This is a genomic window from Nonomuraea sp. NBC_00507, from assembly GCF_036013525.1.
Lineage (GTDB): Bacteria > Actinomycetota > Actinomycetes > Streptosporangiales > Streptosporangiaceae > Nonomuraea.
In genome coordinates this window covers 577,943-602,000 of sequence record NZ_CP107853.1, presented here as the reverse complement: position 1 = coordinate 602,000, position 24,058 = coordinate 577,943, and the positions used below count along the sequence as shown (strand labels likewise).

Here is a 24,058-nt window from a genome sequence, read left to right as displayed (position 1 = left end):
CGTTCCTGAACGTCAGCCGCAGACCGGCGAGTTCTGGGTCTTGTCGGCGTACCAGTAGTAGCGCGAATGGGCATTAAGGTTGGAGCAGCCGCCGGAAGGGCCGTCCATCTTTACGGCGAGGCACCACCGCGTGCTTTGCTTGGGCATTCCGGAGGCCGCGCATGTGCTGGGGTTGATCCCAACTCCCCCAAAATTTATCATCGTTTCGGTTTTCGGAAGGTAGCGGTCACCGCTGCTGCTGTTCATGACCATGGCGTAGGCCTGCACCTTGCCGCCGCCGTACATGATGCAGGTGAAGATCCTGTGGTTGGAGTCGGTCAGGTTGGCCCCGCTCGAACACTTGGCGGTGCCCCAGGTCGGCTGGGTCGAGGTCCACGAGGCGGCGGCGGCCGGGGACTGCAGGGCGCCCGTCAGCGCGAGGGCTGCGCCGAGCGTGCCGGCGAATTTGAGGGACTTCTTCATGGGGGGCCTCACTTCTTGCGGGTCTGAACGACCGGATGTGAACGCCGCAAAGGGTACACAGCGGGATGGTCGCCCGCAGGAAGAGATCTTTCCGGGAGCTTTCCGGAGCCTGTCTGCCCGATTTCGGCATCCAAACCCCTTTTGCCACCTAGACCGATCGGTGATTGTTCCGGAGGCTGGTCGTCCATGGCCAGGCCTGTGCGCCAGCTGGGTTGTTCAGACGAAGGCCGTAGTGGAGTGCCTTGGCGCGGGAGACGGGACGTCCTGCGGCGGCGGCGCGTCTGGAGGGCATGGGGAGCGGGGCGCCCTAGCGTGGCGGCGTAGACGGGAGCCGTTCACAGAGACGATCAGGACGGCACCGTCCTGCGCGTCGATCGTATGAGTCTGCGATGTCTCGATGCGCCGACGATGGCCGCGTTCCTATGTGAGGCCGGCTTCGCGATCGAGTGTCAATCCCCGGAGCCGGCCTGCATACATCGGGTGAAATGTCGGCCGCAGCGGCTAAGGTCACCGCCATGAATCCAGCCGACAAACCCCTGTATCCCTGGATTGAGGTCCTCCGTGCTGAGGACGTGAGGTACACCAAGCGTGCCAGTGACGACTCAGCCGATGGACAGCTCCAACTGGGGATGCCAGGAGCGAGCGAGGCCGAAATCCTGGCGCACGAGGAGCGGCTTGGAACGCGTCTGCCTCCCAGCTACCGGCAGTTCCTCCAGGTCTCCAACGGCTGGATCCTTATGGAGGAAGAGAATGAGGAGAGCCAAGACTTCCTCTCACCCTTGGTGAGAATCGGCTGGTTTCGCGATATCGAGTCGACTTACGCCACCGGATGGTTCGACGACGATCCGCGTTTTTCTCGCCCTCTGCCAACAGTGCCCGATGAGGAGTACTTCATCTACGGTGAGGGCCAAGACTGCTCCCTCCATTTCAGGACCGAGTACGTAGTGGACACTCTGCTGATCGGTGCGGAAGACGAGGGGCACTTTCTCCTCAACCCTCACATCAAGGCGCCTGACGGCGAATGGGAGGCGTGGTACTTGGCTCATTGGCTACCCGGCGCCGAGCGCTATCGCTCCTTCTGGGATCTGATCAACTATCGATTTCGCGGCGCTGGCCAGGCTTCGTAGCGCCTACCTGATGCGGCCCTCTCCTTGGGCGGATATCGCGGTCTCAACAGCGCGGACGGCGGGTCAGGATGCGTGGCGTCGAAGCGGTTATGGAGCGGGACGCCAGATTCGGGTCCGTACCGAGAGTGATCGGCTGGGGGAGGGTAAGGCCACTCACTTCGTGATCCGGATTAAAACTATCAAAGGAGGTTGCGGTGGCCGATCCCCTCGCCCCGTTCCGTTGGTTGGAAGCCTCGCCAGGAGACCGCGACGATCTGCTTGGTGAGATTTTCTGTGTGTCCTTTTTTCGCGGGCTCGAACCTGTCGAGGTGTTGCACCGCTTCGGGGCCGGACGCCCAGGGCGGGAGATGACCTTCCACGAACTCTGTGTGAAGGTCTGGGAATCCATAGGGATGACCGACGACGACTATGTTGGTGTTGTCCAGGTCGGTGAGTGGGGCGTGGCCGTTGAACTGGAGGGTTTCCAGGCGACGCTGGCCGGGCCGTTGATCGGGCTGTCCCGGGGATGTGAGGCGGCGGCCGTGGGACGGCACGATTATGCGGAGGACAGCTTCGTGTACGCGGTAGATGGCAAGGTCGTCACCAGCTTCACGCCGCACCTGCCAGGCACTCGGTGGGGCGGCGACCCGGACCGGATCAACGAGCTCATGCGTGAAGCCGGTTTGCCTCCGGAGAAGTTGGATGGAGAGGCATGGGAGGCGACGTGGGATGACATGTACGCCAACAGGATCTCGCGTGCGTTCTTGCTGGCGGCCAAGATCACTGGCGTGGTGTTCACTCCGAGCGTCCTCGACGGGCCCCTACTCGTCGGCGCCATCAGTCAGCGATCATGAGGGTGGCGTGACCTGATGCCGCGGGTGGCCATCAGGTCTTCCCGGTCTACCGCCCACCCGAGGTTCAAACCGCCGATCCTCTGCAGGTGGAAGGCCCTTTCTCCCGAGAGATCCGCGGTTCCCGGGGGATCGTGGCTGGCTCTGTCTCGCGGAGTATATGCGGGATGATCTTCCCTGGTAGGGGATGGGTGAGAGCCGCGCCCCCGAGGTCGGAAACCTAATGGAGTCGGGAACGTCAGCCCGCTGCAAAACCGTCGGCTCAGCCTACGCAAGTTCGAACCTTGCACCTGCCACACCAGCGGGAATAGGTCCGTCACCAGCGGAAACGCGGTGACGGGCCTCTCGCGTTGATCGCCGGTGAGTTCCTGTGATTCCCCCTGGTTTCCCGTGGCATCTGGCACGCGATCACGGGTCTTACTTCGTGCGGACGCACACACAGCGCTGGGCAGGGCCGTAAGCGAGATCGTTTTAGGTTTCACCCGGGGGCGTCGGCGGCTTCAGTGCCCCTTGCTCCGCTCCCTCGTCGCCCGACGATAGGGGCGGGCGGCGACGGTACCTGAACATCAAAGCTTCCCCGAAGAAAAGCACCATGAAGCACCCAACGAGCAAGAAGATGATCTGCTCTATCCAATGAGCTGTCGTACCCCAATCAGCGGTGATCCAGCCGTCCGGCTTGCCGGTCAAGACGCCAATCAGCCGAGTGATGACGATTCCGAGGGCGACGAAGAGCCCAAGCCAACCCGCCCACGCGCCCCACTGATCCATCCCCATCGCATTGCTTGCTCGGACATGGCCGAGCAACGATCTGAGATACCTGTGTTGCCTCACAAGCACTAGCTTGGCATTCGCGTACTCACAGAGGAAGATCTCAACACCATCGTGCAGCGATACTCCTCCCTGCCCCCGGACAATCGGGCGGCGGGTGCCGGAGTTACGTACGGCGGCGGCTGTGCGGCGGGCCGCGCGCACCCCCGCGCGAGTGTCTGGACGTGGTTGGGGGCGATCGACGGTCCGGGACTTCGTTCCTCAGCCCCGGCCCACCGGGCATCGGTAGGCTCCGCCGATTCGGACTGCGCTGCCGACAAAACTGGCTCTACCTCACTCTCGGCGGAGATGTCACACTTCCAATGTGCGTGAAAAGACACCGGAGTCTCAGCGATCGAAGATCGGATTCATCCGGTCGATTCCACGCAGGTGGGGTGACGACCAACTCATGCTTTCCAGCCCTGCCTGGCTGAACTACGTCTTGTTTATCGTCGGCCTCTCACTGTTCGCCGGACAGGTCTGGTCGGTGATGCTTGGCCCAATGGGGCTTCATTGGGCATTCGACATATCTTGGGGGGTTCAGCGCGTACTGGCACTCGCCGTCTTTGGTTTTGTTGCATACGCCGAGGCGCGGGGACTGATCATGCGAGCACGGCGACGGGCTACCGGATCACCCTCCGATTAGCGTTAGCTGACTGCGGGGTTTAAGGCACGGATGATCCCCCAGAGGCCGCGTACAATATACGTGAAATGATCTTGGGGCTGTTTCCGCTGGTGGCTCCGCGTCTTTGCCGCACACGCGTGGCGCGAAACAACTCGCCCGCTGTCTGCGACGTGGCAGGATGTGGTGCATGCTGACTCGAAAGGACCATGCCGCGTAAGCCCCCCAGTGCGCTGCGATCTGGCGGGAGTCGATCACCCGGGCGCACGTCGCGTAAGCACATCCGTGGACTCTCAGCCAAAGCCCAAGGCGCGATACGCCGCCTTGAAGATCAACATTTCTGGTCGGACGCCATCGCCGATGCGCTGCATGCCTACGGGAGCTTTCTCCAAACTGCCGGCCGGTACATCTACGTGAACCAGGATTGCCCCTTCTGTGATCCGGTAGAGGCTCGTGATCGCTTGGAAGAGGCCTTGCGAGCCCTTCCCGCCGCTGCTCGCTCTGAGCTACGCGTAGTTGTGGAGCGGCTGGACGACCAGTTCCGTAACCGCACCTTGCCCGACCCGAGAGCAGCGCCCCAAAGCGCATGGCGTGCAGCTGCGTGGTGGCGTCAGCGCATGACGGGTTGGTGATGGCTTGATGGATCATGAGGGTGATGACTCCGGCCGAGGGAGCTGCAGGGCCGAGGCCCCGGCTGGTTGTCAAGCCACCGATAGTCAGCCGAAAGCGGCTGGCAGGGGACCGGCAAGCGGCATCGGCATGGTTAGAGGTGTCAAAAGGTATAAGCCGCTGCACCGCGGAGGCGATTCGGATGGCTGCGATGACGATGCGAGAGTTCCCGGCCGTGCTGGAGGAGCTCGGTCACGTGCGTCATTTCGTGGTCGGCGTCGTGGCCGGCCACCCAGCCGCGGACGACGTGGTACTGGCGGTCTCCGAACTGGCCGCCAACGCCGTCGAGCACTCCGCCGCCGGCCGCGACGACAACTTCGAGGTGCGCATCGCCCACCTGCCCGGTGCGGTTCGCGTCGAGGTGCACGACCACGGCGGCGCGGGAGAGCCGCGGCTGGGCCGGGCCGGGGAGGAGGCCACGCGAGGCCGCGGGCTGTTCCTCGTCGACCATCTGTCCCGTACCTGGGGTATCAGCCACCTGCCCGACCACACCGGCGTCTGGTGCGAGATCGGCTGCACCTGCGCCGATGTACCGGAACTCGAGCGGGCCGCCGCCTGACCGAGGTACCAGCCCAGTAAGTGCAGCTCAGAGGCCCTTCGGGGCCTCTTCTGCGTTTCGGGGCCAATCGCGAGAATGGCCAAAGTCGAGTGATTTCACCGGCCTGATCACTCAACCCAGCGCCCCCGGCCGCGCAGAACCTCCTCAGGAGTCGTAGGCGTGAGACTGCGGCGAAGTTGCACAGCACGGTGTTGTCGGGGAACCAGTACCAGGTCATGACGTCAGGGGAGGTTCCTCTCCGGCTTGTTCGAGAGCCTGCCGGATGGTTTCGCTCTCCACCCCGATCAGGTTGGAGAAGGGGCGTAGGGTCGAGGTGCCGTCGAGATAGGCCTGGAAGGTGTCGCGCAACAGCAACTGTGGGATGCGGCGGTGAGAGGCGGCGTCGATCCACTCGGTGAACGGGCCCAGCTCGCCGGCGAGCAGAGCCGCGGACTCGGTGGTCATGCCGCGGAACCGGTCGCAAAGCTCCTTAGGGATCAGATTAAGGTTATGCAGCCGCCAGGCCAACGCGCTGGGTGAAACCCACCATCGGAAGGCGAACTTGGCGAAGGACTCTTCTGTCCACGCCATGCCGCTCGTCTCCGATCTCAGGAGCTCTCAGGGTAGGAGAAAGGCGGTGGCGAAGGCGTTCGCTCGGATCTCGGAGGATTGTCGGCTGTGGCGTTTGTCGTAAATGTCGACATCTACCAGCAAACCCTGATCGTCGCCGGCCAGTACATGGCCCAGCTCATGGGCGAGGGTGAACCGCTGGCGGCTGGGAACCGTCGAGGTGCCGACGACGATCAGACGGGCCTGATCCCCGCCGCAGGCCAGGCCGTCGAAACCGTCCGGCAGGTCGCTGATTGCCACGTCGATGCCGAAGACGTTCTCGATCAGTTCGGCGAGATCGCGGGTTTGGCTGGGATCGGCTTCGGCCATGTGCGCACGGTCAAGGGCCCAGGCGGCGAGTTGCTGCCCCTGCCCGATCCACCAACTGCCCTGGAGCGGGGCCTGAGGGAGTGTGGCCTGCTGCCGGTAGCCGAGGAAGGCGAGATCCGCGCGGAGCTGAGCGAGCCGCTCGGCCTCCTGGGCGGCACTTGCCGTGGAGCTGCCCGGCGGTGACGAGAGTCGCGCCGCCAGCGCGGGGGTCTCATCGGCGCCGAGCAGCCAGTCGACCGTCACGCCGCCGAGTTCGGCGATCCGCGCCAGATCGAGCGAGGTGAATCTTCGGGCCCCGGAGAGCGACTTGGACATCTTGGACGGGTCGAGTCCGGCCAGCGCCGCGAACTCGCCTTGGCTCCGGCCACTGTTTGCGATCAGCTGGCGGACCCGGTGTGCCACGATCTCCCCGTACATGGCTTCACCCCAGGTTCTAGTTGCGAAAATCGCAACTGACTGGCGGATCATCGCTTATCCTCGCGTCCGGTCAGCCAGAACCAAACCGATGCGCCGTTCTCGCCGTGTTCGAATCCCCATGCATCGGCGAGCATGTCCACCATCCACAGGCCGCGGCCCGTGTCGTCGTCGAGAGAGGGCGTGCGTACTGCGGGGGCGCTGGTGAACGAGCCGGCGTCGGTCACCTTCACCTGGACGGTCGTGCCCATGCGGACGATCCGGACCGTCACCACGGTGTGGCTGACCACCGTACGTGCTTGGGGGTCGCACCATGATCAGCGCCGACCCGACGCGCTGCCCTATGACCAGGCCCTCACCGGGTGGACGAAGACCACCGTCCCGGCGGTTCGGGTGAACCCGGGCCGGTCAGGCGGAGGCCTGGACGTATGAGCCGGAGGTCAGCTCGTCGAGCAGGTTCGGCGATGTGGGGTTCCAGCCGAACAGCCGCCGCGCCTTGGCGGAGTTCAGCGGCGATGAACGGGTGAGCATGGCGGCGACCGGTCCCATCATCTCGGCCGCCTGCTCAGGTGCGAGGGACACGGCGTGGGCTCCGGCCGTCGCGGCGACGGCCTCGACGATCCTGCGCATGGGGGTCCGCTCGGCCCCGGCGGCGTTCACGACCGTCCCGGGCGAACGGCGCGCCAGCACGGCCGCGTACAGCGCGGCGAGGTCGTCGACGTGGACCGACGACCATTCGTTGGTCCCCTCGCCGATGTAGGCGACCGTGCCCTGTTGCCGGGCGGAGGCCAGCATGGCCTGCAACAGCCCCGACCCGGCCCGGCCGTAGACGAGCCCCGCCCGGATCACCGTGCCCGCGACGTGGCCGGCGTCCAGGACCTGCCGTTCGCCGAGGATCTTGAAGGGCTGCGGGCTCTGCGGGTCGACCGGGTGCTCCTCGTCCACCGTGGCGCCCTGGGTGTCGGGGTAGACCAGGCCGGTGCTGGTGTAGAGGAACGCCGCCCCTTCGTTCAGCCCGTCCAGCATCGACCGCAGGGCGTCGCGCTCGATGTCCCCCATGCCGGCGTTGAAGTAGTCCACCGCGGTGTGCACGACGGCGTCGGCGCCGGCGGCTCCCGCGCGCAGGACGTCGAGGTCCTGCAGTTCGCCGGGCATCGCCTTGGCGCCCAGCGCCTCGACCCGCTCGCTGGCCCGGTCCGATCGGGCCAGGGTGACCACCTCGTGGCCGGCCCGGACCAGGTGTTCGGTGACGACGCCGCCGACATAGCCGCTCGCGCCGGTGATGAAGATATGCATGCTTCGCGCTGCCTTTCCGCAGTGAGTCGTCCGATGGACGGGTGGACGGGTGGACGTCTCCGGGGGCGGCCCGGGTGTCCACCGTCCGACAACCTCACCGTCGCCCGGGCCAGTCCCGCTCAGCCAGGGACCAGGAGTCCATGGCTGAGGGCCGGCGCGGGACATACCGTGGCGCATATGGACAGACATGCGTTGGCGGATTTCCTGCGCAACAAGCGGGCGCGGATCAGCCCGGCGGACGTGGGCCTGCCCCAGGGGCATCGCCGGCGTACCCCGGGCCTGCGGCGCGAGGAGGTCGCCCAGCTCGCCTACATCTCTGTCGACCACTACACGCGACTGGAGCAGGCGCGCGGCCGGTACCCGTCACGGCGCGTCCTCGGCGGCATCGCCCGCGCGCTGCGCCTCACCGACCAGGAGCGCGCTCACCTGTTCCAGCTCGCGGGGGAGAGGGAGGAGAACGAGGCGGTCGAACCGGTACGTGAGGTGCAGCAGAGCACGCTGAACCTGATCAACCGGCTGACCGACGCCGCCGCGATCGTCGTCGACTCCACCTGCCGCGTCGTAGCCTGGAATCCGCTGGCCGCGGCCCTGCTGGTGGACTTCTCTGCCTTGCCTCCCGGCCAGGAGCGAAACCTCGTCCGGTGCTACTTCCTGCACTCGGACCCGGACCGGCCGCCCCTTGGCTTGGGTGGCTCCGATCGGTTCGCCGTCACAGCGGTCAGCTACCTGCGCCTGGCGGCCACCCGCTACCCCTACAGCCGGGAGCTGAAGAACCTGGTGGCGGAACTGCTGGCCGGCAGCGAGGACTTCGCCCGCCTGTGGAACTCCCACCAGCTCCGCATCGACCGTCACCTGCGGCAGACCGTGCGGCATCCCGAGGTCGGCGTGATCGAGCTGGACTTCGACGTCCTCACCGTGCCCGACCAGGAGCAGCAGGTGATCATCTTCACCGCCGAGCCCGAATCCCCCGCCTACCAGACCCTGCAGTTGCTGAAGGTCATCGGCACCCAGCGCATGACCGTCGAGAGCTGACCGCCCGGCGGGTGCCTGGCCGACGGGGAGCCCGTAGAGCCCGTAGACCTGACCGCCCACAAGCCGGCGACCGCCCGGGTCGGCCACGGTACGGCCCGGGCGGTACGTACTAATGCGAAGCGCCTGCGCGTTTCAACAGCTCGGCGGTCGCCTCCCATAGGCGCCGCTCCCGGTCGCGGTCGTGGGCGACCGGCTGCACCTCGGTCAGCGTGGTCTTCACCACGAACGCGCCGTTGCGCAAGTGTGCCCACTTGTCGTCGAGGGCCATTGCGGCCAGCAGCGGCCCCGAGCGTTGCGGCGTCGACACGCCGGGGACCCGGCCCAAGGCGCGGCTCATCGCCTGGACCGCCTTGGGGGCGCCACGGCCCAGCGCGGTGCCGGGCATCCAGCCCGGTTCGAACACCGACACGTTGATCCCGGCGCCGGCGTGGCGCTGCAGCTCATGGGCGTAGTACAGGATCGCCAGCTTGGCGTTGGAGTAGGCGACGCCGGAGGCGGTCATGCCCGGGGCCTGCTCACCGACAGCCGGGCGGGCGAGCTCGACGGGGTCGGCCCACTTGGCCTCGGCCACGCCCAGCAGCTTGCGCCATAAGTTGGCGTGATAGGTGTTCGAGCCGAGCAGCACGACCCGCGCCGGGGCGGTGAACGAGCCAAGCAGGTCACCGATGAGCTGGGCATGGGCGAGGTAGTTGACAGCGAAAGTCATCTCGTAGCCGTCGGGCGAGGCCCGCCGGGTGTCGGCCGACATGGCGCCGGCGTTGGCGACCAGCGCGCGCAGCGGCCGAACGGTGCCGGTCGCGAGCAGGTCGCGCACGGTGGCCGCGGCGGCACGTACGTCGGCCAGGCGCGACAGGTCACAGCCGATCTCGCGGACGCGGGCGCCGCGCGCGCGGGCCTCGTCGGCGACCGCGGTCAGGTCCCGTCCGGCGCGGCCGACCAGCAGCAGGTCGGGTCGCTGCCCCTGCTGGCGGCCGGCCATGGCCAGCACGGCGTGGCGGCCCAGGTTGCGGGTCGGGCCGGTGATCAGAACAGTTCCGGGTTCGGTCATGGCCCCAGCCTGCGGGTTCGGCCGGGCCGCAGGCAGTCGTTCGGTTTTCGTAGGACTGCCAGGGCCAGGACAACCCGGTGCGGGCTCGCGCAGACTGGAGCGCATGGAAGCGTGGGAGTTCGGCCGGACGGTACGCCGCTGGCGCGACCGGGTGGCACCTGAGACCGTTGGCGTGCCGGTGGGCCGCCGACGCCGGGCCAGCGGGTTGCGCCGTGAGGAGCTGGCCGCGCTCGCCGGAATCTCGGCCGACTACCTGACCCGCCTCGAGCAGGGGCGCGCGACCGCGCCGTCGGCGCAGGTGGTGGAGTCGCTGGCTCGGGCGCTGCGCCTGTCCGACGCCGAACGCGACCTGCTCTACCGGCTGGCCGGGCACGCCGCGCCCGGCCCGGACGTCGTGCCGTCGCGGATCCCCCCGAGCGTGCAACGGCTGCTCGACCGGCTGTCGCACACCCCGGTTGTCGTGTACGACGCCAGCTGGACGCTCGTGCTGGCCAACGCGCCCTACGACGCGCTCATGGGCGAGACGACCACGTGGCGCGGCCTGGAACGCAACGCCGTCTGGCGCAACGTCGCCCGCCTGCCCTCGCGGGTCGTGCACACCCGGCAGGAGCAGGCCGAGCACGAGGCCCGGCTCGTGGCCGACCTGCGCCTGACGGCCTCGCGCTACCCCGCCGACCGCGCCCTGCGACGCTTGATCGCCGACCTGGCCTCCGGCAGCCCGCGCTTCGCCGAACTCTGGGACGCCGAGACCCCACCGCCCCTGAGCGACCCGTCCAGACGCAAGACCATCAAGCACCCGGAAGTCGGCCCGATCACCCTCGACTGCGACACGTTGTTCGTCGCCCTGGACGACCTGCGCATCACCGTCTACACCGCCGCGCCCGGCACCGAGGACGCCGACCGCCTGGCCCTCGCCGTCGTCCTGGGCACTCAGTCGCTATCGCAGGTAGGCGTGCAGGGGCCGCGTCTGGACGGTGTGTGATGGGGATGGTCGGAGTAGGCCAGGGCGAACTGGCGCAAGGATCCGAAGTGCGCCTCGATCGAGTTGGTTGTCCAGGCGGCGCGAGCATGTCCTGGGCACACAGCAGCGCGTTGCGTAGATGTCGGTGCCCACGCTGACAGGGTAGACAGATCCAGCACACCGGCGTCTGCCCCAGACGATCACAATGCTGGGCCGCCTTCAGCGATCGCGTGTTAGAGGCGTGCCAGAATGGCGGGAGATCAGCGGTGAATCACGACTACGGCCACTCGACCAGCCTTGACCTGTACTCCGGTCACGGTGTTCAGTCGCATGGCTGTTCCGGTCCCGGCGGTCATCGTGCAATATACGGGCAATGATCTTGAGGCCGTTTCCTCAGGTCGAACAAGGCTTTTCCTCAGTCCTCGGGGTCGCGCAGGCCGACGCAGTCAAAGGCCCAAAAGGCCTCTGAGTAGACGAAGGTGCCGGTCATCCACGGCTCGTGAGCGGACAACCGGGCGACCTGGAACGCGGCTTCAGGGATACGCAGCGACGGCGAACGGAAGCCCACCGCGCTGGCACTCTCGAAGCCGCGCGTGCCGTAGTAACGTGGCGAACCCTCGAGGAATACCAACGGCACACCCTGGCTGTCGGCCGCCTCGAGGGCGTACGCGATGAGCTGAGTGCCGATCCCCTGACGCTGGAACTCCGGGACCACGCCCAGCGGTGACAGGGACAGGACGTCCACGATCCGGCGCGGAGCGTCCACCCGCGTCGCGCTCAGCAGGACATGCCCCACAACCCGGCCATCAACGGTAGCGACGAAGGACATCGGCGCCAACGCAGCCTCCGCAACGCGAAGTGCCTCCACGAGCCCGGGAACCCGCTCGCTGTCACCGAAGGCGCGCGTATGAACCTCGCGCACATCTCGATGATCGTCAGCGGTCTCTTGCCGGATCACCAGCCCGGCACCATCGGGAGCGATCCGGGAGCCGTCAGGCGCATCGTGTGACGTCATGCCGCGAGGGTAGATCGCGGGGCGGCTCGTGCGCGAGGCAATTACGCACCAGGTGATACAGGCGAACAGTGCCATGAGTCGCTGGCCACAGCCCCGCCTGCCACACCAGCGGCAAGAAGCCCGTCACCCGCGGAAACGCGGTGATGGGCCTCTCGCTTTGTGTCCGGCCCTCTAAGGTTGATCGTTTCCAATGGATCAAGGGACCATCTGGGAGGAGAGAGGGTACGACCAGTTGCGCCCTACTGCGAACCCGAGGGCCGGGTCCCTCACACCGATCCCTCTGCTGGCGCAGAGGTGATCGCCGCGCGTTCGTATCGTGCCGCGATGGTGTGGAGGTGTTCGGCGAATCCGGCGGGCGACTCGATGGTGAAGTCCACGTCGAGCATGGTCAGCAGGGAGACGAGCATCCGCGGGGTCTCCGCGCCGAGGTACAGGAGACAGCTGTGCTCGTCCACGGCTTCCAGCCGCCCGTTCAAGGGCCACATCCGCTGTCGTGCCGACTCTGCGGAGGTGTGGAGGCGGATCGTGGCCTGCACCGGCCAGACGTCGGACCCCTCGGCCGATTTGCCCGAGGACGCGTATGCGGCGCCGCTCGGAGCGGCGCGTCGCGAGGGTCGATGCTCGGCAGCGGCTGACTACGAGTCGTGGATCGGGATGCCTCCGCACCGGTCAGGGCCATGGAAATCGGGACCGCAGATGGGCTACCGGTGAGATCACAGGACGCCCCCCGCGACCGTCTGTTGCTTCTCGAGATTTTCTGCGGTCTGGCGCAGGAGCTCGATCAGCTGCGCGGGCGCTTCGGCGGAGAGGCCGTCGAATGCTGCCTCATTGATGCTCTGCGCGAGCGCTTCCACTTGCGGTAGGAGTGCTTCGGCCTGAGGGGTGAGGCGAATGATGGCGCGGCGGTGGTCGGTCTCGTCCTGTACGCGGACGATCAGTCCGTCGCGCTCCATTCGGCGGAGCGTGAGTGCCATCGTGGGCTGCTGGATCGCCGATGCTTTCGCGAGCTCGCCCTGGGTGGTGCCCCCGAGCGCGGACAGGGTGAAGAGAGGGGGAAGGTACGCCGGAGTGATGCCGAGGGGGCGGAGAGCCTCGGCCATACGGCGCTCGAACACGCGCGCACACCAGTTGATCACGAATCCAGCAGAGTCGAAACGGTTGAAGTCCATGGCCTCTTCTCGACTAGGGGTGCTTCACCGGCGCGTTCATCTCACCCGCCCGCCACTCGTACAGTTCACGGTATACCTGACGCTGCGCACCTGATTCCTGACCGAGTCGGCGTTGGACCATCGCGGTAAGCCCCGCCGGGCCGCAGAGGTACCATGCCGTGCCCCTGGGTTTGCTCTTGATGAGGCGGTCGACGGCGTCGCCGTCGAGTCTTCCGCTCACTGCGCTGAATGCCGGTGTGAGCGTCAGCCATGGCATGTTACGGGCGAACGTGGACAGTTCCTCCCAGCAAGGAACGTCGGAGGCATCCCGTGCCGCAATGAGCAACTCGACCTGCCGCCGCGACGGCTCAGCGACGTCCGGCGCACGCTCGGCGGTCCGCAGAACCGACAGGAACGGCGTGATGCCGGCTCCTCCCGCCACCCAAACCTGGTGCTGAGGCGCGCCTGCGCCCACCGGCGGCGTGAACGATCCGAACGGGCCTTCCACGCGCACCCGATCGCCGACCGCAAGACCTGTCTGAACGTGGCCCGTCCAATCCCCGGATGAGCGAATCAGGACGCTGACGCGCTCTTCCCCTCCCGCGCTCGTCAACGTGAACGGATGCGTCTCTCGCGCCCCGTCGGCCGTTGCCGTCAGGAACACGAATTGGCCGGGTCGGTGCGGAGGGATCCTGCGCGATCCTTCCGGCCGCATGGCGACCTCGACTCCGCGCTCGCGCTGCAGCGTTTCGACGACCACATGGGGCACCGCTCCGCGAGCCTTGTCCGCCACCCGGACGAGCAGGCTTCCGGCGCCCAGCAAGGCGAAGCAGCCGAGCAGGCCGCCCAAAGGGCTGACCAGGGAGAACCATTGACTCGCGCCGCTCACCATGTGCGCGGTCAGCACGAGAAAGGCGAAGCCGGTGGCCATGTGGACCTTTTGCCACCTGTCGTAGGGCACCTTCGTGTTGAGGGCCAGCACGATCGACCCGACGAGGACAAGCGTTCCCAGCACGCCGAGGGGAATGGCCACGGTGAGGGTGTCCAAGAGGCTTTCGCCGCGGTCGACGGCCGACGCGATGGGGATGAGGACCAGATGCAGGCCGATCGCTCCGAGGATGATCGTGCCGATCCGGCGATGGGCGTTGTACACGCGATCGAGCGGGCCGAACAACTTCTCGAGTATCGGACGGCGGATTGCGAGGAACAGGTTAGTGGCCATCATTGCGTAGGCGGTTGTGCCCGCGAGGATGGCCAGGCCGCTCAGCCATCCCAGTGCGGGGACCACGAGAAGCAGGACGCCGGCCACCAATCCGGCGTACGCGCAAACGAACGCCAAGGTGCCCCAGTGCAGTTTCCATGACATAGATAGCATGCTATCTGAATACATAGCATGCTATCTACCGGCTCGCCTGGCTCAGGCCACGCAGATGCCGGGGACGGCCACCTTCTCCAACAGGTGCGGGTAGGCGATGGTGCCGTCCGGGTAGCGCTCGAGGGCCGCGCCGAACTCAGGGGCAGAGAATGCGGCCCGCAGGTGCGCGCCGGACTCCCAGACCGCGATGTTCACCAGGACGCGGCTCCCGGCGATGCCCTGGTGAAGCTGGGCGGAGATGAAGCCGGGCTGGCTCTTGAAGTAGGCGGCGTCCTCCTGCCACGCGGCGAGCACCTCCTCCGTCTTGCCCTCTGGCGCGACAAAGGTGTTGATCAGCGTGACAGGGCCATCGCCAGCGCTCTGCAACTGCTTGCCATACGGCGTGCTCGCGTCAAGTTCCGCAAGAGTGATCATGGCTCTTCCTCCAAAAGAATGTGGTGTGATGCCGACGGGTCGCTGCGGCCCTCAGAGACTCCCTCGTCGGTGGGGATGATCTGGTGCGGGGTGCCCGCGGGGATGTAGGCGATGTCGCCGACCGTCATCCGGAAGGTGTTGACGGAGCTGTCGCGCAGGTCGATGCGCGCGCCGCCGCTGAGCTGGGTGATCACGGTGTCCTTGGAGCAGACCAGGTGGAAGGGCTGGGGTAGCCGGTTGCGCGACAGGTAGAGCTGCGGGTCGACGGCCTCCTGCAGGACGGCGGCGTCCTCGTAGTCGGCGACCTCCTTGGCGGCCTTGAACGCGTGGAGCATGCGGCGGCGGTTCACGACTGGCCCTCCTTGATCAGTGCGTGGTAGGCTTAGTTGACGACCCGTGTCTGGTCGACCTGGCGTTTCCAGCCCCATGGGCCGGTGGGGAAGACGGGGTTGACGTGTCCGCACTCCTTGCAGGTGCGGCCCTCGTCGCTGTTGCGCAGTCGTGCGAACTCCTGGGACCCGGCGATGGTGGCGAACTGCGGGACCCGGTCGTCCGCCGAGCCGAACCGGACCGGATCGTGCCCCTCGACGCCGTGCGGGGTGGCGTCATAGTCGACCCTGGCCAGTTCGGCCCTGCACTTCTGGCAGCGCGCCAGCAGGGTCTCGCTCTGGTCCCCGGTCTCCGACTGATGCTGCGTGATCGTCATGACGGCGAAGGCGGAAGGGTGCTGACGCCGAGCTGGACTTTCCACGAGCACCACAATCCGGGGACGACCCCGATGATGAGGTCTATCTGCGCATCAAGCGGGACGTTCGCCAACCGTTCCGCAAGACGCTCAATCTGGATCAGTCCCCGGAGGAGATCTACGCCGAGGCTGAGCGGCTGCTCATCGAGGGCGGCCCCGCCTACAAGCCGGTCCAGTAGCCTTTTCGCAGAGTCAGGAGTCCAATCTCAGGTTTCCGGATACCGCAGCCGGAAATCCACCGCCGACCGGGCGCTGGACATGCTGTTGCTGTTCGACGATTGCTCGGCCGCCGGGCCGGGCGGTGGGGCATCGGGCCGTCCTCGATGCCCCAGGTGTTCACGACCGCGGCTTTCGGCTTGTGGCCGGGTCAGCGATCAGCGGATTCCCACCACGTCAGATTAGTGGCTGCCTGGGCCACCGGCTCGATGATCTCCCATGCCTCGGCGATCAGCCCATCGTCGACCCGCCAGATATCGACGACTGCGATCCCCGGCTCCGCACCGGGAAGCCAGCGCCGCGAGTACATCGCAACATGATCGCCGTCGGCCAGCACATGCTGAATTTCGACCTGCATGCCGGCGAGTGGGACGAGCGCGGCGCGTACGGCGGCGAGCCATTCCGCCTTGGTCTTCGAGGTCGAATCCGGCCTGTGATGGACGAAGTCGTCGCTCAGCAACGGCGCTAGCGCATCGACGTCGCTCGTCGCGACCAGTGCCGTCAGCGCCCGCTGGACGATGCTCTTGTTGTCTGCGGTCATGTTCTGCGTAGTCATGGGGAGCAGTGTTTCCGCCGATTGCGACGGTTGTCGATGAAATCGCATTTCATGGCGCACCGCTCCACGATGAGTAGCATCGACAGTCATGCACACGGTCGGGGAGTTGTTACAACAATGGCGGCACCGCCGGCGACTCAGCCAACTCGATCTCGCGATCGGCGCCGACGTCTCGGCTCGTCACGTCAGCCTGGTGGAGACCGGCAAGTCCAACCCGAGCGCCGACATGATCCTCCGGCTCGCCGATCAGCTCGACGTGCCATTGCGTGAGCGCAACCGGCTGTTGCTCGCCGCCGGCTTCGCGCCCCGCTACGCTGAGCGGCCGCTCGACGGGGACGCGCTGTCGGCAGCCTGGGATGCGATCGCAAGGGTGCTGCGCGCACACGAGCCATACCCGGCGCTGGTCATCGATCGCCGATGGAACATCGTGATGACCAATCGCGCCATCGACCCGTTCCTCGCCGACGTCGCCCCTGACCTGCTGCGGCCGCCGATCAACATGGTGCGGCTGGGATTGGACCCGCGCGGGCTCGCCCCTCACATCGTCAATCTGGCTGAGGTGCGTTCGCTGCTGCGTACCCGCATCGCGCGTCAACTCGCCGCCGCTCCCGACCCCGAGCTCACCGCGCTCTACGAGGACCTGCTGGCGCCCGACTCCGAGGACGCGAGCCACCCGATCGAGTCCGAGGTCGCCACCCCGATGATCTTTCGCTTCGGTGAACGAGAACTACGGCTGTTCTCGACCACCACGACGTTCGGCACCCCGATGGACATCACCCTGGACGAGGTCGCGATCGAGTCGTACTACCCGGGGGACGCGGAGAGCGCCGCCTACTTCACCACATCCGACGCCGACGCTAGAGCCGACACGTAGCCACCTGCCTCTGACCGACTTGAGGGCGGTGACGAGTTCCCGGGCGGGCAGCGCTGCATGGCGGCTGGGGCCCCGTTCGGGAAAAGCTTGCGCGAAACGTCGTTGCCCGTCGGCCCCGTCGTCGATGTGTTGCACCTGGCCGGACTGCTGGATGACGACCGTATCCCCGCCATCGTCAGCTGGTTCGAACAGCGCATCGAGACACTGCCCGAGCAGATGGGCGCCGAGCTGCGTGTGTGGTTCAACGTGATGCGCAACGGAAGCACCGCTCATCCACGCTGGCGGCCGCGCAAGGATCGCACCACCCGCAACCACTTCACCGGCGTTCTGCCTGGCCAACTGCGTGATCTTCCATACCGCGCTGGACATGATGGAGGTGATGCGCCAGCTTCTGTTGGAGGGCTGGGAGATCGGCGCCGAGGACGTCGCGCAGCTGTCGCCCTACCTGACCGCGCACATCAGCCGGTTCGGCCTGTACGCGACCGATGTGCTACGTCTGCGTCCCGACGACTTCGACCCCGACCTGCCCGAGATCGACTTCACCACCCTGTCCGAGGCGGCGTAGCGGTGGGCCTGCTACGGCTGTTGTATGGCTGTCAAAGGCGCAGCCCGAGGGGCGCCGCTGCCACGAGGCCGCCGTCGATAACGAGGTCCTGACCGGTGATGTACGACGCGTCGTCCGAAACCAGGAAGGCGACGGCAGCGGCGACATCGTCCGGATGGCCGAGCGAGCCGAGCGGCACCTCCGCCATGATGCGGGCCTCCGCATCGGGGTCGATGGCGGACCGGTACATATCGGTCTCGATGTAGCCGGGGCTGACGGAGTTGACGCGGATGCCACGCGGCGCGAGGTCAGTGCCGAGCGTGCGGGCGAGATTGTGCACGGCAGCCTTGCTGGCGGCGTAGATCGAGGCCGCCGGGAGGCCGCGGTGCAGGGTCCAAGAGGCGTTGATGACGACGGCGCCTCCGTCGCCCATCAGCGGCAGCGCCTTTTGGATCGTGAAGAACACTCCCTTGAAGTTGATTCCGACGGTGTGGTCGAAGTCCTTCGGGGTGAACTCTGGCCTGAAGTCCGCAATACCGGCATTGGCGAAGACCGCGTCGAGGGCGCCGCGCCAGGTCTCGATGCGTCGCACGAGGAGGTCGAGGTCGGCGTCAACGCTGACGTCCGCGCGGACGGGCAGGACCCGCTCGGAGCCCAGGCGTTCTGCCGCGGTGTCGAGGCGGGCCTGGTCGCGGCCGATGATGACGACGTACGCGCCCTCGTCGAGAAGCCTGCGCGCGGTCGCGAACCCGATGCCGCTGGTGCCGCCGGTGATCAGAACTGTTTTGTTCGTGAATCGCTTCATACCGACGATCCTCCAGCGGCGGGAGCTTACGCGGCAGTGTTGGCTGAACCTGGGTCTGACACCACCACCAAGCGCTCCAGCAGGGCCTCCGTTCCCGTCCCGGGTGCGGGGGTGTGCAGCCACAGGCGGTGGCCGGGCAGTTCGGGCAGCGGCAGAGTGGTGGCCTCGAAGGTCAGCGTCCCCAGGCCGGTAATCTCCAGGGCCTTGGTGCCGTGGGTGGGACCGCCCACGGGGAGTTCCGCCCAAATCTCGGCGAAGGCGGGGCTCGCGGCACACATGTCCGCGGCCAGGCGGCCGAATTCGGGATCGTCCAGGTAGCGGGCGGCGTCCGCCCGGAACAGGCCGACCATCGCTCGCGCCGCGTCGTGCCAGTCCACGACTGCCGCACGGTAGCGGGCGTTGGTGAAGAAGCTGACCAGGCAGTTGTGGTCGTACTCGTTGCACTGGAACACGATCTCCGCCGCGCGGTTGACCCCGAGAACGTTCCAGTGCCGGTCGATGACGTACGCGGGCCGCGGCAGCCAGCCCTCCAGCAGTCGCCGCACGGCATCGGGGACCCGGCCTTCGGACGGCGCCGCCTGCGGCGGATTGAGGCCGGCGAGGAGGTACAGGTGCTCGCGCTCGGCGGGCTCCAGGCGCAGCACCCTGGCGATGGCGTCCAAGACGTCGGCGGAGACGTTGATGTCGCGTCCCTGTTCGAGCCAGGTGTACCAGGACACTCCTACGCCGGCGAGCACCGCCACCTCCTCCCGCCGCAGCCCGGGTGTACGGCGGCCTTCGCCTGCCGGCATGCCCACGTCAGCGGGCGTCACCCGGGCTCGCCGCGACTGGAGGAACGCGCGCATCTCGGAACTGCGCCGCTGCCGCGCATTTGTGGAGAGCCGGGAAATGCCCATCAGGTCATGCTATGTCGTGACTAACAGACCTCGTCTGTACGGCGCGCCCACACGTGTCGCTGCCCGGGGGAGCTGCCAGCTGGATAGAGGTTTCTGGACGGTGTCGCGCCTGGTCGCTAAGGTGTCCGGAAAGGTATACGTTTCTGGACAACGAGGAGGGGCTGAGCAAGACTGATCCGTTGACGGTTCAGAGACCGCACACGGTAGGAGCCCTGTATGGCACGTCTCAAGCAGGTCGTCTTCGATTGCGAGACGCCGTCCGCGTTGGCCCGGTTCTGGGCGGCCGCGCTGGACGAGTTCGACATCCGGCCCTACGACGACGAGGAGATCGCCCGCCTCGCCTCGCTCGGCTACACGCCAGAAACCGATCCGGGCGTCATCCTCGACGGACCCCACCTCGAGGTCTGCTTCCAGAAGGTCGAGCTCGAGCCGCGGTCGATGACACCCGTGCATTTCGACATCTGTCCGCGGACTGGCTGGCGGAGATCAACCGCCTAACCGGCCGGGGTGCGACCGTCAAGGAGCGGTTCGAGGCCCATGCCTGGATGCGGGATCCGGAGGGCAACGACTTCTGCGTCGTCGACGGCAATCACGGAGGCTCCGGCCTGCAGCACGGGGGTGAATTGACGTGATAACCCGTATCGACAAGCGTCCCGAGCGGGTGCCCTTGTCCTTTGCGCAACTGCGACTGTGGTTCCTCTCGCAGTTTAAGGGGCCGGGCGCGACGTACAACATGCCGTTCGTGTGGATTTAACCGTGGCCCGGCGTCCTGAACCCGTCGAGTGGCCCGACGACCTCGCAGGCCTGCGGCACGGCACTCCGCTGCTGGGCTGTGGGCGCCTTCGTGCCGCGATGCGCGACGCGTCCTGGTTCAAGCAGCCCGACACGACCAAGGACAAGTACGCCCACGTCGTCGTGGTCTCCCACGAAATGAAGACCGGGCACCCTGGGACAACCAGCGGATGGGAAGCCGCAGCGTGCGACCCCACCCGGATCCCTCTGGACGTCGACGGGCTGGTCTGGGACGCCGCCGACGTCAGTGAGGCCCTGCGTTGCCGACGACCCGGCTGCTCCGCCTTGTTCACTCAGGCTGACCGCGCCCAAGCCACCGAGACCGGCCGAACCTACGCCTACGTGCGGGTCTCCTCCCGCGACCAGAACCCCCAGCTCCAGCTCGACGCGATCGAGGAATCCGGATACGACCGGTTGTTCACCGAAAAGCTGTCGGGCAAGCGTGGCACCAACCGGCCAGAGTGGCAGCGGATCCTGACCGTCGCCAAGGCCGGTGACACCGTCAAGTTCTGGAAGTCCGACCGATGGGGCCGCTCCGCTGCGCACGTCCTCACCACCGCCAACGAGCTGCGCGAGCGCGGCGTGAAGGTCATCAGCCTCACCGAGAACTTCGACCTGGACACCAAGGAGGGCCGCTTCATGTTCGCGGTCCTGGCCGCAGCCGCCGAATACGAACTGGAGTTGCGCGCTGAGCGCCAGGCGGAGGGCATCGCCGCCGCCAAACGCCGCGAAGCCACCGGCGCGATGCTGCCCGGCAAGAAGAAGACCGGACGGCCTCGCGCGATCGGGCCCGCCGAACTGGCTGCCCTACGCCGCCTGGTCGACGACGGCGTCTCGGTCACCGAGGCCGCCCGCACCCTCAAAATCGGCCGCTCCACCGCGTACGCAGCACTCGCGCGACGCTGACCAGCAGTTCGCCACCCCTGCATCCCGTTCTGCCAGCTGGCACCCCTAGCAAGATCGTTCTCAGCGCCAACGGCTGTCCACCAGTAGGGATCCACTCAAGATCCACTCAATGTGGGTTTTGGGCTTATGTGGGCTGACACCCCATCTGGGGTGATCCATTCATCTCTGGATACTTGAACAGAAGTTGAGTACTCTCTTTTGAGTCAAGAATGTGAGCTGGAGGAAACATGCCGGAACATGACGACTTGTCAGCGGAAGCCGCCCTTCGCGAAGTGGACCGCGCGCAGGGCGCAGTGCGGAAGTCCAGCCGACGGGTCGCGCGCTTCTACCTGGGGATGTGGCTCGGAGTCACCGGCTACTGGCTGGTCACGCTGCTCGGCCCCGCAACGGTCAAGAATTACGCCACTCTGGCAATCGGCGCCCTTACCGTGGCCGGGTTCATTCACATCTCCCGCCAGCGCGTCTACGACCGGCGGCACTACCGGCTCTCGTTCTCCGTCACCGCGGCGTTCGTTGGGACGACCGTGATCGGGGCGCTCTACAACATGTTCCTGCACCCGCAGGAGCCAGGCCCTCTGTGGGCGGTGGCCGGTGTACTGATCGCCCTGATCGCAAGCGCCCCCCTGCTGTATGGCGCGGTGCGCATGTTCCGCTCCACGGATGACCAGTGAGCCATCCCCGGCACGCGCTCGACGAGATCATCCACGCCCCGGTGCGGCTGTCCATCATGGCCATGCTCGCGGCGGCGGAAACGGCTGAGTTCGGCTTCCTGAGAGACACGATCGAGGTCAGCGACTCGCTGCTGTCCAAGCACATCCAAACGCTGGAGAAGGCGGGCTACGTACGGGTGACGAAAGGCTTCGTCGGCAAACGCCCTCGAACCTGGCTGGCGCTGACCGACGAAGGGCGCGACGCCTTCCAGAGCTACACGTCCATACTCCGGCAGATCACCGAGGGCACCCCTCGCGGCTGAACGCGGTAACTGACCGATCATCTCGAAAGGTTGGACTGCTCGCCATGCTCCTGGCTCCCCTGCTGGCAGCCCCGATGCCCGCCGCCCCCGATGACCTCACGGACGCCGAGGCCGTACTCGCCTACATCCGCGCTCATCCCGACGACGTCGCGCTGGTCACGCAGGGCATCAGCCACCATGCCGACCGCCTCGCCCCCGTGGCGTCGGCCATCAAGATCATCCACCTCGCCGCCTACACCGACGCCGTCCGCCAGGGAAAGACCAAGCCGGACGAACACGTCTCCGTGGCCCTGTGGAACTCCTACCACCTGCCCGGCACCGATGGCGGCGCCCACGAAGCGGCGCTGCAACGACTCAAGCCCGGTACGAGCGTCACGCTCGATCAGCTCGTCTCCGCCATGATCGAAGAGAGTGACAACGCCGCCGCCGACCTGCTGCGCGACCGCCTCGGCCCCGGCGCGCTGCGCAAGATCGCGCAAACTCGCGTCAGCACCATCAACGGCGAGGTGCTCCGTGCTTTCGGTGGCTGCACGCTCCCCGCCGACGTCTGCATGAAGAACTACGTCAAGGCCGGAAAACCGGTGCGGCTCACGCTTCCCGGCTTTGCCCAGCAGGCTGCCTGGAGCGAAACCGTGACCCGCATCGAACCTGGCGTTCTGCGCAGAGTGCTCGCCGGACTCAGGACGGACAAGACGGCGAGCCGGCATCTGGAATGGCCGATGCGCCAGCCCGGCGCCGATCCCGACACGCTCCTCATCGGCACCAAGGGCGGCTCGCTGCCCGGCGCCATCAGCGAGGCCATGTACATCGTCCGGCCAGGTCAGAAGCCGCGCGAGACCGTCCTCGCACTGCGGCGACTACCTGAGACGACCTGGCTCTCCGGGATGGGTAGCTATGCTCACCAGCAGTTCCTTGTACGAATGGCGACGGATTCCGCCTTCTTCGCGAAAGTCCGCACAGCATTGAAGTGAACCCAAGTCCCGAAGCGCTCTCTGTTGGTCTTTACCCTCGGTTCGCGCTCAACGGCCCTTCAGAATTCACGAACTCACGGAGGATGGACGTTGGGCGGAAGTAGATGTCCGGGCAGCCGCAATCGTAGAAGTGTGGCAGCGGGTCGGGGAGTTGCGGCGTGGTCACACGCTCCAGAATGCATGATCAGGAAGGCCGTTGTAGTACCCGGCCCTTACTGATCGTCGAAGTTCAGCAGAGCAACTGCCCGGATATCGACCTGGCCGCCCCCGATCCTCGACAATCACGCTGTGCGTCTCTTATTGAGGTCTGCCTTGGCAGGGGCCGTGGTGGCGTTTTTACTGCTGCTCCTCCTCCACTGGCCGACCCGTGATTCGGATTCCGAGCTCAAGCTGGCGATGGCGTTCGCGCTGGCGCCGTTCCCGCTCAGCATGGTGGCCGCGCTGCTGGCCCGCCTGCCTGCCTGGCCGGTCGTTGGGCTGGTGGCGCCCTTCGCCATGCTGACGGTCGTCTTCATCCAGCCGGATTATGACTCCTGGGTGCCTGATGGGAATCTCTCGCTCTACCTCTCCATAGCGGTCCCTGCGGCGACCGGCTTCATGCTCACGGCCCTGCTCTGTGCTCTGCTGTTCGGGAAGACCGCAGGCTCGCCGGCAGTAGACGCAGCGAAGGGGGACACCGTCGTCTGACGGTTCTGTCTCAGCGGTCATCGTGCAATATGCGTGCAATGATCATGGACTTTGCGCCAGTGAAACATCGTCATGCCGCAGGGAGAGGGCGGTCTCTCGACCGGAACGGTCACGCGCTGGTAAAACCGTCGGCTCAGCGTACGTAAGGTCGAACCTTGCACCTGCCACACCAGCGGCAAGAGGCCCGTCACCAGTGGAAACGCGGTGACGGGCCTCTTGCTTTGAGCCTGGCCGTCCACGGCGGTGACCGGTGTCCTATGGCTACTCACGGCCAATACGCGGCCAAGTTTCAGACCACGACCACGCCCCAACCCCTTGGATAGTGCGGCGCGTGAAATGATCATGATGGCGAGAATGTCCCGAACCCGCTGCATGCCAGGTCAGAGGCGATGTCGG

At 66.5% G+C, this 24,058-nt stretch carries 32 protein-coding genes; 15 read left to right on the top strand and 17 right to left on the bottom strand.

Features of this window, described 5'->3' with window-relative positions:
- Nucleotides 1-12 precede the first annotated feature (12 nt).
- Complete coding sequence (locus OHA25_RS03200; RefSeq protein WP_327586131.1) at nt 13-462, bottom strand: hypothetical protein; 450 nt, start codon at nt 460-462, stop codon at nt 13-15.
- A 515-nt stretch (nt 463-977) separates the two neighbouring features.
- On the opposite strand from OHA25_RS03200, the gene OHA25_RS03195 reads away from it, so the two are divergent.
- The 3 genes from OHA25_RS03195 to OHA25_RS03185 all read left to right on the top strand — a co-directional run bounded on the left by OHA25_RS03195 (nt 978) and on the right by OHA25_RS03185 (nt 5,076).
- Nucleotides 978-1,589 carry an SMI1/KNR4 family protein gene (locus OHA25_RS03195; RefSeq protein WP_327586130.1) on the top strand — a complete coding sequence of 204 codons (612 nt, stop codon included), beginning with the start codon at nt 978-980 and terminating at the stop codon, nt 1,587-1,589.
- A gap of 194 nt (nt 1,590-1,783) precedes the next feature.
- Nucleotides 1,784-2,422, top strand: a complete 639-nt coding sequence (locus OHA25_RS03190; protein WP_327586129.1) for a DUF6461 domain-containing protein — start codon at nt 1,784-1,786, stop codon at nt 2,420-2,422.
- 2,246 nt (nt 2,423-4,668) lie between these two features.
- Nucleotides 4,669-5,076 (top strand): ATP-binding protein, encoded by a 408-nt coding sequence (locus OHA25_RS03185; protein WP_327586128.1) that lies wholly within the window; start codon nt 4,669-4,671, stop codon nt 5,074-5,076.
- 213 nt (nt 5,077-5,289) lie between these two features.
- On the opposite strand, the gene OHA25_RS03180 is transcribed toward OHA25_RS03185, so the two are convergent.
- From OHA25_RS03180 to OHA25_RS03170, 3 genes are read right to left on the bottom strand one after another with little or no spacing between them, the layout of a single operon-like run.
- Nucleotides 5,290-5,646 carry a hypothetical protein gene (locus OHA25_RS03180; protein ID WP_327586127.1) on the bottom strand — a complete coding sequence of 119 codons (357 nt, stop codon included), beginning with the start codon at nt 5,644-5,646 and terminating at the stop codon, nt 5,290-5,292.
- Nucleotides 5,647-5,673: 27 nt separating this feature from the next.
- Nucleotides 5,674-6,462: an XRE family transcriptional regulator gene (locus OHA25_RS03175; protein WP_327586126.1), complete on the bottom strand. Its 789-nt coding sequence runs from the start codon at nt 6,460-6,462 to the stop codon at nt 5,674-5,676.
- Complete coding sequence (locus tag OHA25_RS03170) at nt 6,459-6,659, bottom strand: ATP-binding protein (RefSeq protein ID WP_327586125.1); 201 nt, start codon at nt 6,657-6,659, stop codon at nt 6,459-6,461. Before OHA25_RS03170 ends, OHA25_RS03175 begins: the two co-directional genes overlap by 4 nt.
- Here OHA25_RS03170 and OHA25_RS03165 point away from each other — a divergent pair.
- The gene (locus OHA25_RS03165; RefSeq protein WP_327586124.1) at nt 6,658-6,840 is read left to right on the top strand and encodes a hypothetical protein; all 183 of its coding nucleotides are present in this window, start codon (nt 6,658-6,660) and stop codon (nt 6,838-6,840) included. The genes OHA25_RS03170 and OHA25_RS03165 overlap by 2 nt on opposite strands.
- On the opposite strand, the gene OHA25_RS03160 is transcribed toward OHA25_RS03165, so the two are convergent.
- Entirely contained in the window at nt 6,817-7,704 is an 888-nt protein-coding gene (locus OHA25_RS03160) for an NAD-dependent epimerase/dehydratase family protein (protein WP_327586123.1), read from the bottom strand. The two genes, OHA25_RS03165 and OHA25_RS03160, sit on opposite strands and share 24 nt — an antisense overlap.
- A 177-nt stretch (nt 7,705-7,881) precedes the next feature.
- On the opposite strand from OHA25_RS03160, the gene OHA25_RS03155 reads away from it, so the two are divergent.
- Complete coding sequence (locus OHA25_RS03155) at nt 7,882-8,736, top strand: helix-turn-helix transcriptional regulator (RefSeq protein ID WP_327586122.1); 855 nt, start codon at nt 7,882-7,884, stop codon at nt 8,734-8,736.
- A gap of 109 nt (nt 8,737-8,845) precedes the next feature.
- Here the strand turns inward: OHA25_RS03155 and OHA25_RS03150 are convergent, their stop codons facing one another.
- Complete coding sequence (locus OHA25_RS03150) at nt 8,846-9,784, bottom strand: SDR family NAD(P)-dependent oxidoreductase (RefSeq protein WP_327586121.1); 939 nt, start codon at nt 9,782-9,784, stop codon at nt 8,846-8,848.
- Between OHA25_RS03150 and OHA25_RS03145 the strand changes: the two genes are divergently transcribed.
- Nucleotides 9,714-10,766, top strand: a complete 1,053-nt coding sequence (locus OHA25_RS03145) for a helix-turn-helix transcriptional regulator (RefSeq protein ID WP_327586120.1) — start codon at nt 9,714-9,716, stop codon at nt 10,764-10,766. The two genes, OHA25_RS03150 and OHA25_RS03145, sit on opposite strands and share 71 nt — an antisense overlap.
- Before the next feature lie 394 nt (nt 10,767-11,160).
- Here OHA25_RS03145 and OHA25_RS03135 read toward each other — a convergent pair whose 3' ends face one another.
- The 8 genes from OHA25_RS03135 to OHA25_RS03100 all read right to left on the bottom strand — a co-directional run bounded on the left by OHA25_RS03135 (nt 11,161) and on the right by OHA25_RS03100 (nt 16,214).
- Complete coding sequence (locus OHA25_RS03135) at nt 11,161-11,760, bottom strand: GNAT family N-acetyltransferase (protein WP_327586119.1); 600 nt, start codon at nt 11,758-11,760, stop codon at nt 11,161-11,163.
- A 266-nt stretch (nt 11,761-12,026) separates the two neighbouring features.
- Complete coding sequence (locus OHA25_RS03130) at nt 12,027-12,296, bottom strand: hypothetical protein (protein WP_442942046.1); 270 nt, start codon at nt 12,294-12,296, stop codon at nt 12,027-12,029.
- 177 nt (nt 12,297-12,473) lie between these two features.
- Entirely contained in the window at nt 12,474-12,929 is a 456-nt protein-coding gene (locus OHA25_RS03125; protein ID WP_327586118.1) for a MarR family winged helix-turn-helix transcriptional regulator, read from the bottom strand.
- Nucleotides 12,930-12,942: 13 nt separating this feature from the next.
- Nucleotides 12,943-14,274 (bottom strand): ferredoxin reductase family protein, encoded by a 1,332-nt coding sequence (locus OHA25_RS03120; protein ID WP_327586117.1) that lies wholly within the window; start codon nt 14,272-14,274, stop codon nt 12,943-12,945.
- A gap of 51 nt (nt 14,275-14,325) precedes the next feature.
- Nucleotides 14,326-14,697: an antibiotic biosynthesis monooxygenase family protein gene (locus OHA25_RS03115; RefSeq protein ID WP_327586116.1), complete on the bottom strand. Its 372-nt coding sequence runs from the start codon at nt 14,695-14,697 to the stop codon at nt 14,326-14,328.
- Entirely contained in the window at nt 14,694-15,047 is a 354-nt protein-coding gene (locus OHA25_RS03110; protein WP_327586115.1) for a cupin domain-containing protein, read from the bottom strand. Before OHA25_RS03110 ends, OHA25_RS03115 begins: the two co-directional genes overlap by 4 nt.
- A 32-nt stretch (nt 15,048-15,079) precedes the next feature.
- Nucleotides 15,080-15,403 carry a hypothetical protein gene (locus OHA25_RS03105; RefSeq protein WP_327586114.1) on the bottom strand — a complete coding sequence of 108 codons (324 nt, stop codon included), beginning with the start codon at nt 15,401-15,403 and terminating at the stop codon, nt 15,080-15,082.
- A 406-nt stretch (nt 15,404-15,809) separates the two neighbouring features.
- Nucleotides 15,810-16,214, bottom strand: a complete 405-nt coding sequence (locus tag OHA25_RS03100; protein ID WP_327586113.1) for a nuclear transport factor 2 family protein — start codon at nt 16,212-16,214, stop codon at nt 15,810-15,812.
- Between the two features lie 88 nt (nt 16,215-16,302).
- Here OHA25_RS03100 and OHA25_RS03095 point away from each other — a divergent pair, with 88 nt between their 5' ends.
- A complete protein-coding gene (locus OHA25_RS03095) occupies nt 16,303-17,088 on the top strand; it encodes a helix-turn-helix domain-containing protein (protein ID WP_327586112.1) in 786 nt (261 codons plus the stop codon).
- Nucleotides 17,089-17,431: 343 nt separating this feature from the next.
- A complete protein-coding gene (locus OHA25_RS03090) occupies nt 17,432-17,653 on the top strand; it encodes a Tn3 family transposase (protein ID WP_327586111.1) in 222 nt (73 codons plus the stop codon).
- Between the two features lie 31 nt (nt 17,654-17,684).
- On the opposite strand, the gene OHA25_RS03085 is transcribed toward OHA25_RS03090, so the two are convergent.
- Both OHA25_RS03085 and OHA25_RS03080 read right to left on the bottom strand, forming a co-directional pair.
- Nucleotides 17,685-18,437, bottom strand: coding sequence for an SDR family NAD(P)-dependent oxidoreductase (locus tag OHA25_RS03085; protein WP_327586110.1), 753 nt, complete (start codon nt 18,435-18,437; stop codon nt 17,685-17,687).
- 26 nt (nt 18,438-18,463) lie between these two features.
- Nucleotides 18,464-19,333: a helix-turn-helix transcriptional regulator gene (locus OHA25_RS03080; RefSeq protein WP_327586109.1), complete on the bottom strand. Its 870-nt coding sequence runs from the start codon at nt 19,331-19,333 to the stop codon at nt 18,464-18,466.
- Nucleotides 19,334-19,549: 216 nt separating this feature from the next.
- Between OHA25_RS03080 and OHA25_RS03075 the strand changes: the two genes are divergently transcribed.
- The 7 genes from OHA25_RS03075 (at nt 19,550) to OHA25_RS03045 (ending at nt 23,662) form a co-directional block, all read left to right on the top strand.
- On the top strand, nt 19,550-19,831 hold the full coding sequence (locus OHA25_RS03075) for a VOC family protein (RefSeq protein ID WP_327586108.1): 282 nt from the start codon (nt 19,550-19,552) through the stop codon (nt 19,829-19,831).
- Complete coding sequence (locus tag OHA25_RS03070) at nt 19,738-19,965, top strand: VOC family protein (RefSeq protein WP_327590917.1); 228 nt, start codon at nt 19,738-19,740, stop codon at nt 19,963-19,965. The genes OHA25_RS03075 and OHA25_RS03070 overlap by 94 nt, the downstream gene beginning before the upstream one ends.
- A gap of 124 nt (nt 19,966-20,089) precedes the next feature.
- Entirely contained in the window at nt 20,090-21,031 is a 942-nt protein-coding gene (locus tag OHA25_RS03065; RefSeq protein ID WP_327586107.1) for a recombinase family protein, read from the top strand.
- A gap of 227 nt (nt 21,032-21,258) precedes the next feature.
- Nucleotides 21,259-21,702, top strand: a complete 444-nt coding sequence (locus OHA25_RS03060) for a hypothetical protein (RefSeq protein WP_327586106.1) — start codon at nt 21,259-21,261, stop codon at nt 21,700-21,702.
- Nucleotides 21,699-22,004 carry a winged helix-turn-helix domain-containing protein gene (locus OHA25_RS03055; RefSeq protein WP_138714085.1) on the top strand — a complete coding sequence of 102 codons (306 nt, stop codon included), beginning with the start codon at nt 21,699-21,701 and terminating at the stop codon, nt 22,002-22,004. The genes OHA25_RS03060 and OHA25_RS03055 overlap by 4 nt, the downstream gene beginning before the upstream one ends.
- Before the next feature lie 44 nt (nt 22,005-22,048).
- Nucleotides 22,049-22,975 carry a serine hydrolase gene (locus OHA25_RS03050; RefSeq protein WP_327586105.1) on the top strand — a complete coding sequence of 309 codons (927 nt, stop codon included), beginning with the start codon at nt 22,049-22,051 and terminating at the stop codon, nt 22,973-22,975.
- A 327-nt stretch (nt 22,976-23,302) separates the two neighbouring features.
- Nucleotides 23,303-23,662: a hypothetical protein gene (locus OHA25_RS03045; RefSeq protein ID WP_327586104.1), complete on the top strand. Its 360-nt coding sequence runs from the start codon at nt 23,303-23,305 to the stop codon at nt 23,660-23,662.
- Nucleotides 23,663-23,679: 17 nt separating this feature from the next.
- On the opposite strand, the gene OHA25_RS03040 is transcribed toward OHA25_RS03045, so the two are convergent.
- Complete coding sequence (locus OHA25_RS03040) at nt 23,680-24,006, bottom strand: hypothetical protein (protein WP_327586103.1); 327 nt, start codon at nt 24,004-24,006, stop codon at nt 23,680-23,682.
- Nucleotides 24,007-24,058: the final 52 nt, after the last annotated feature.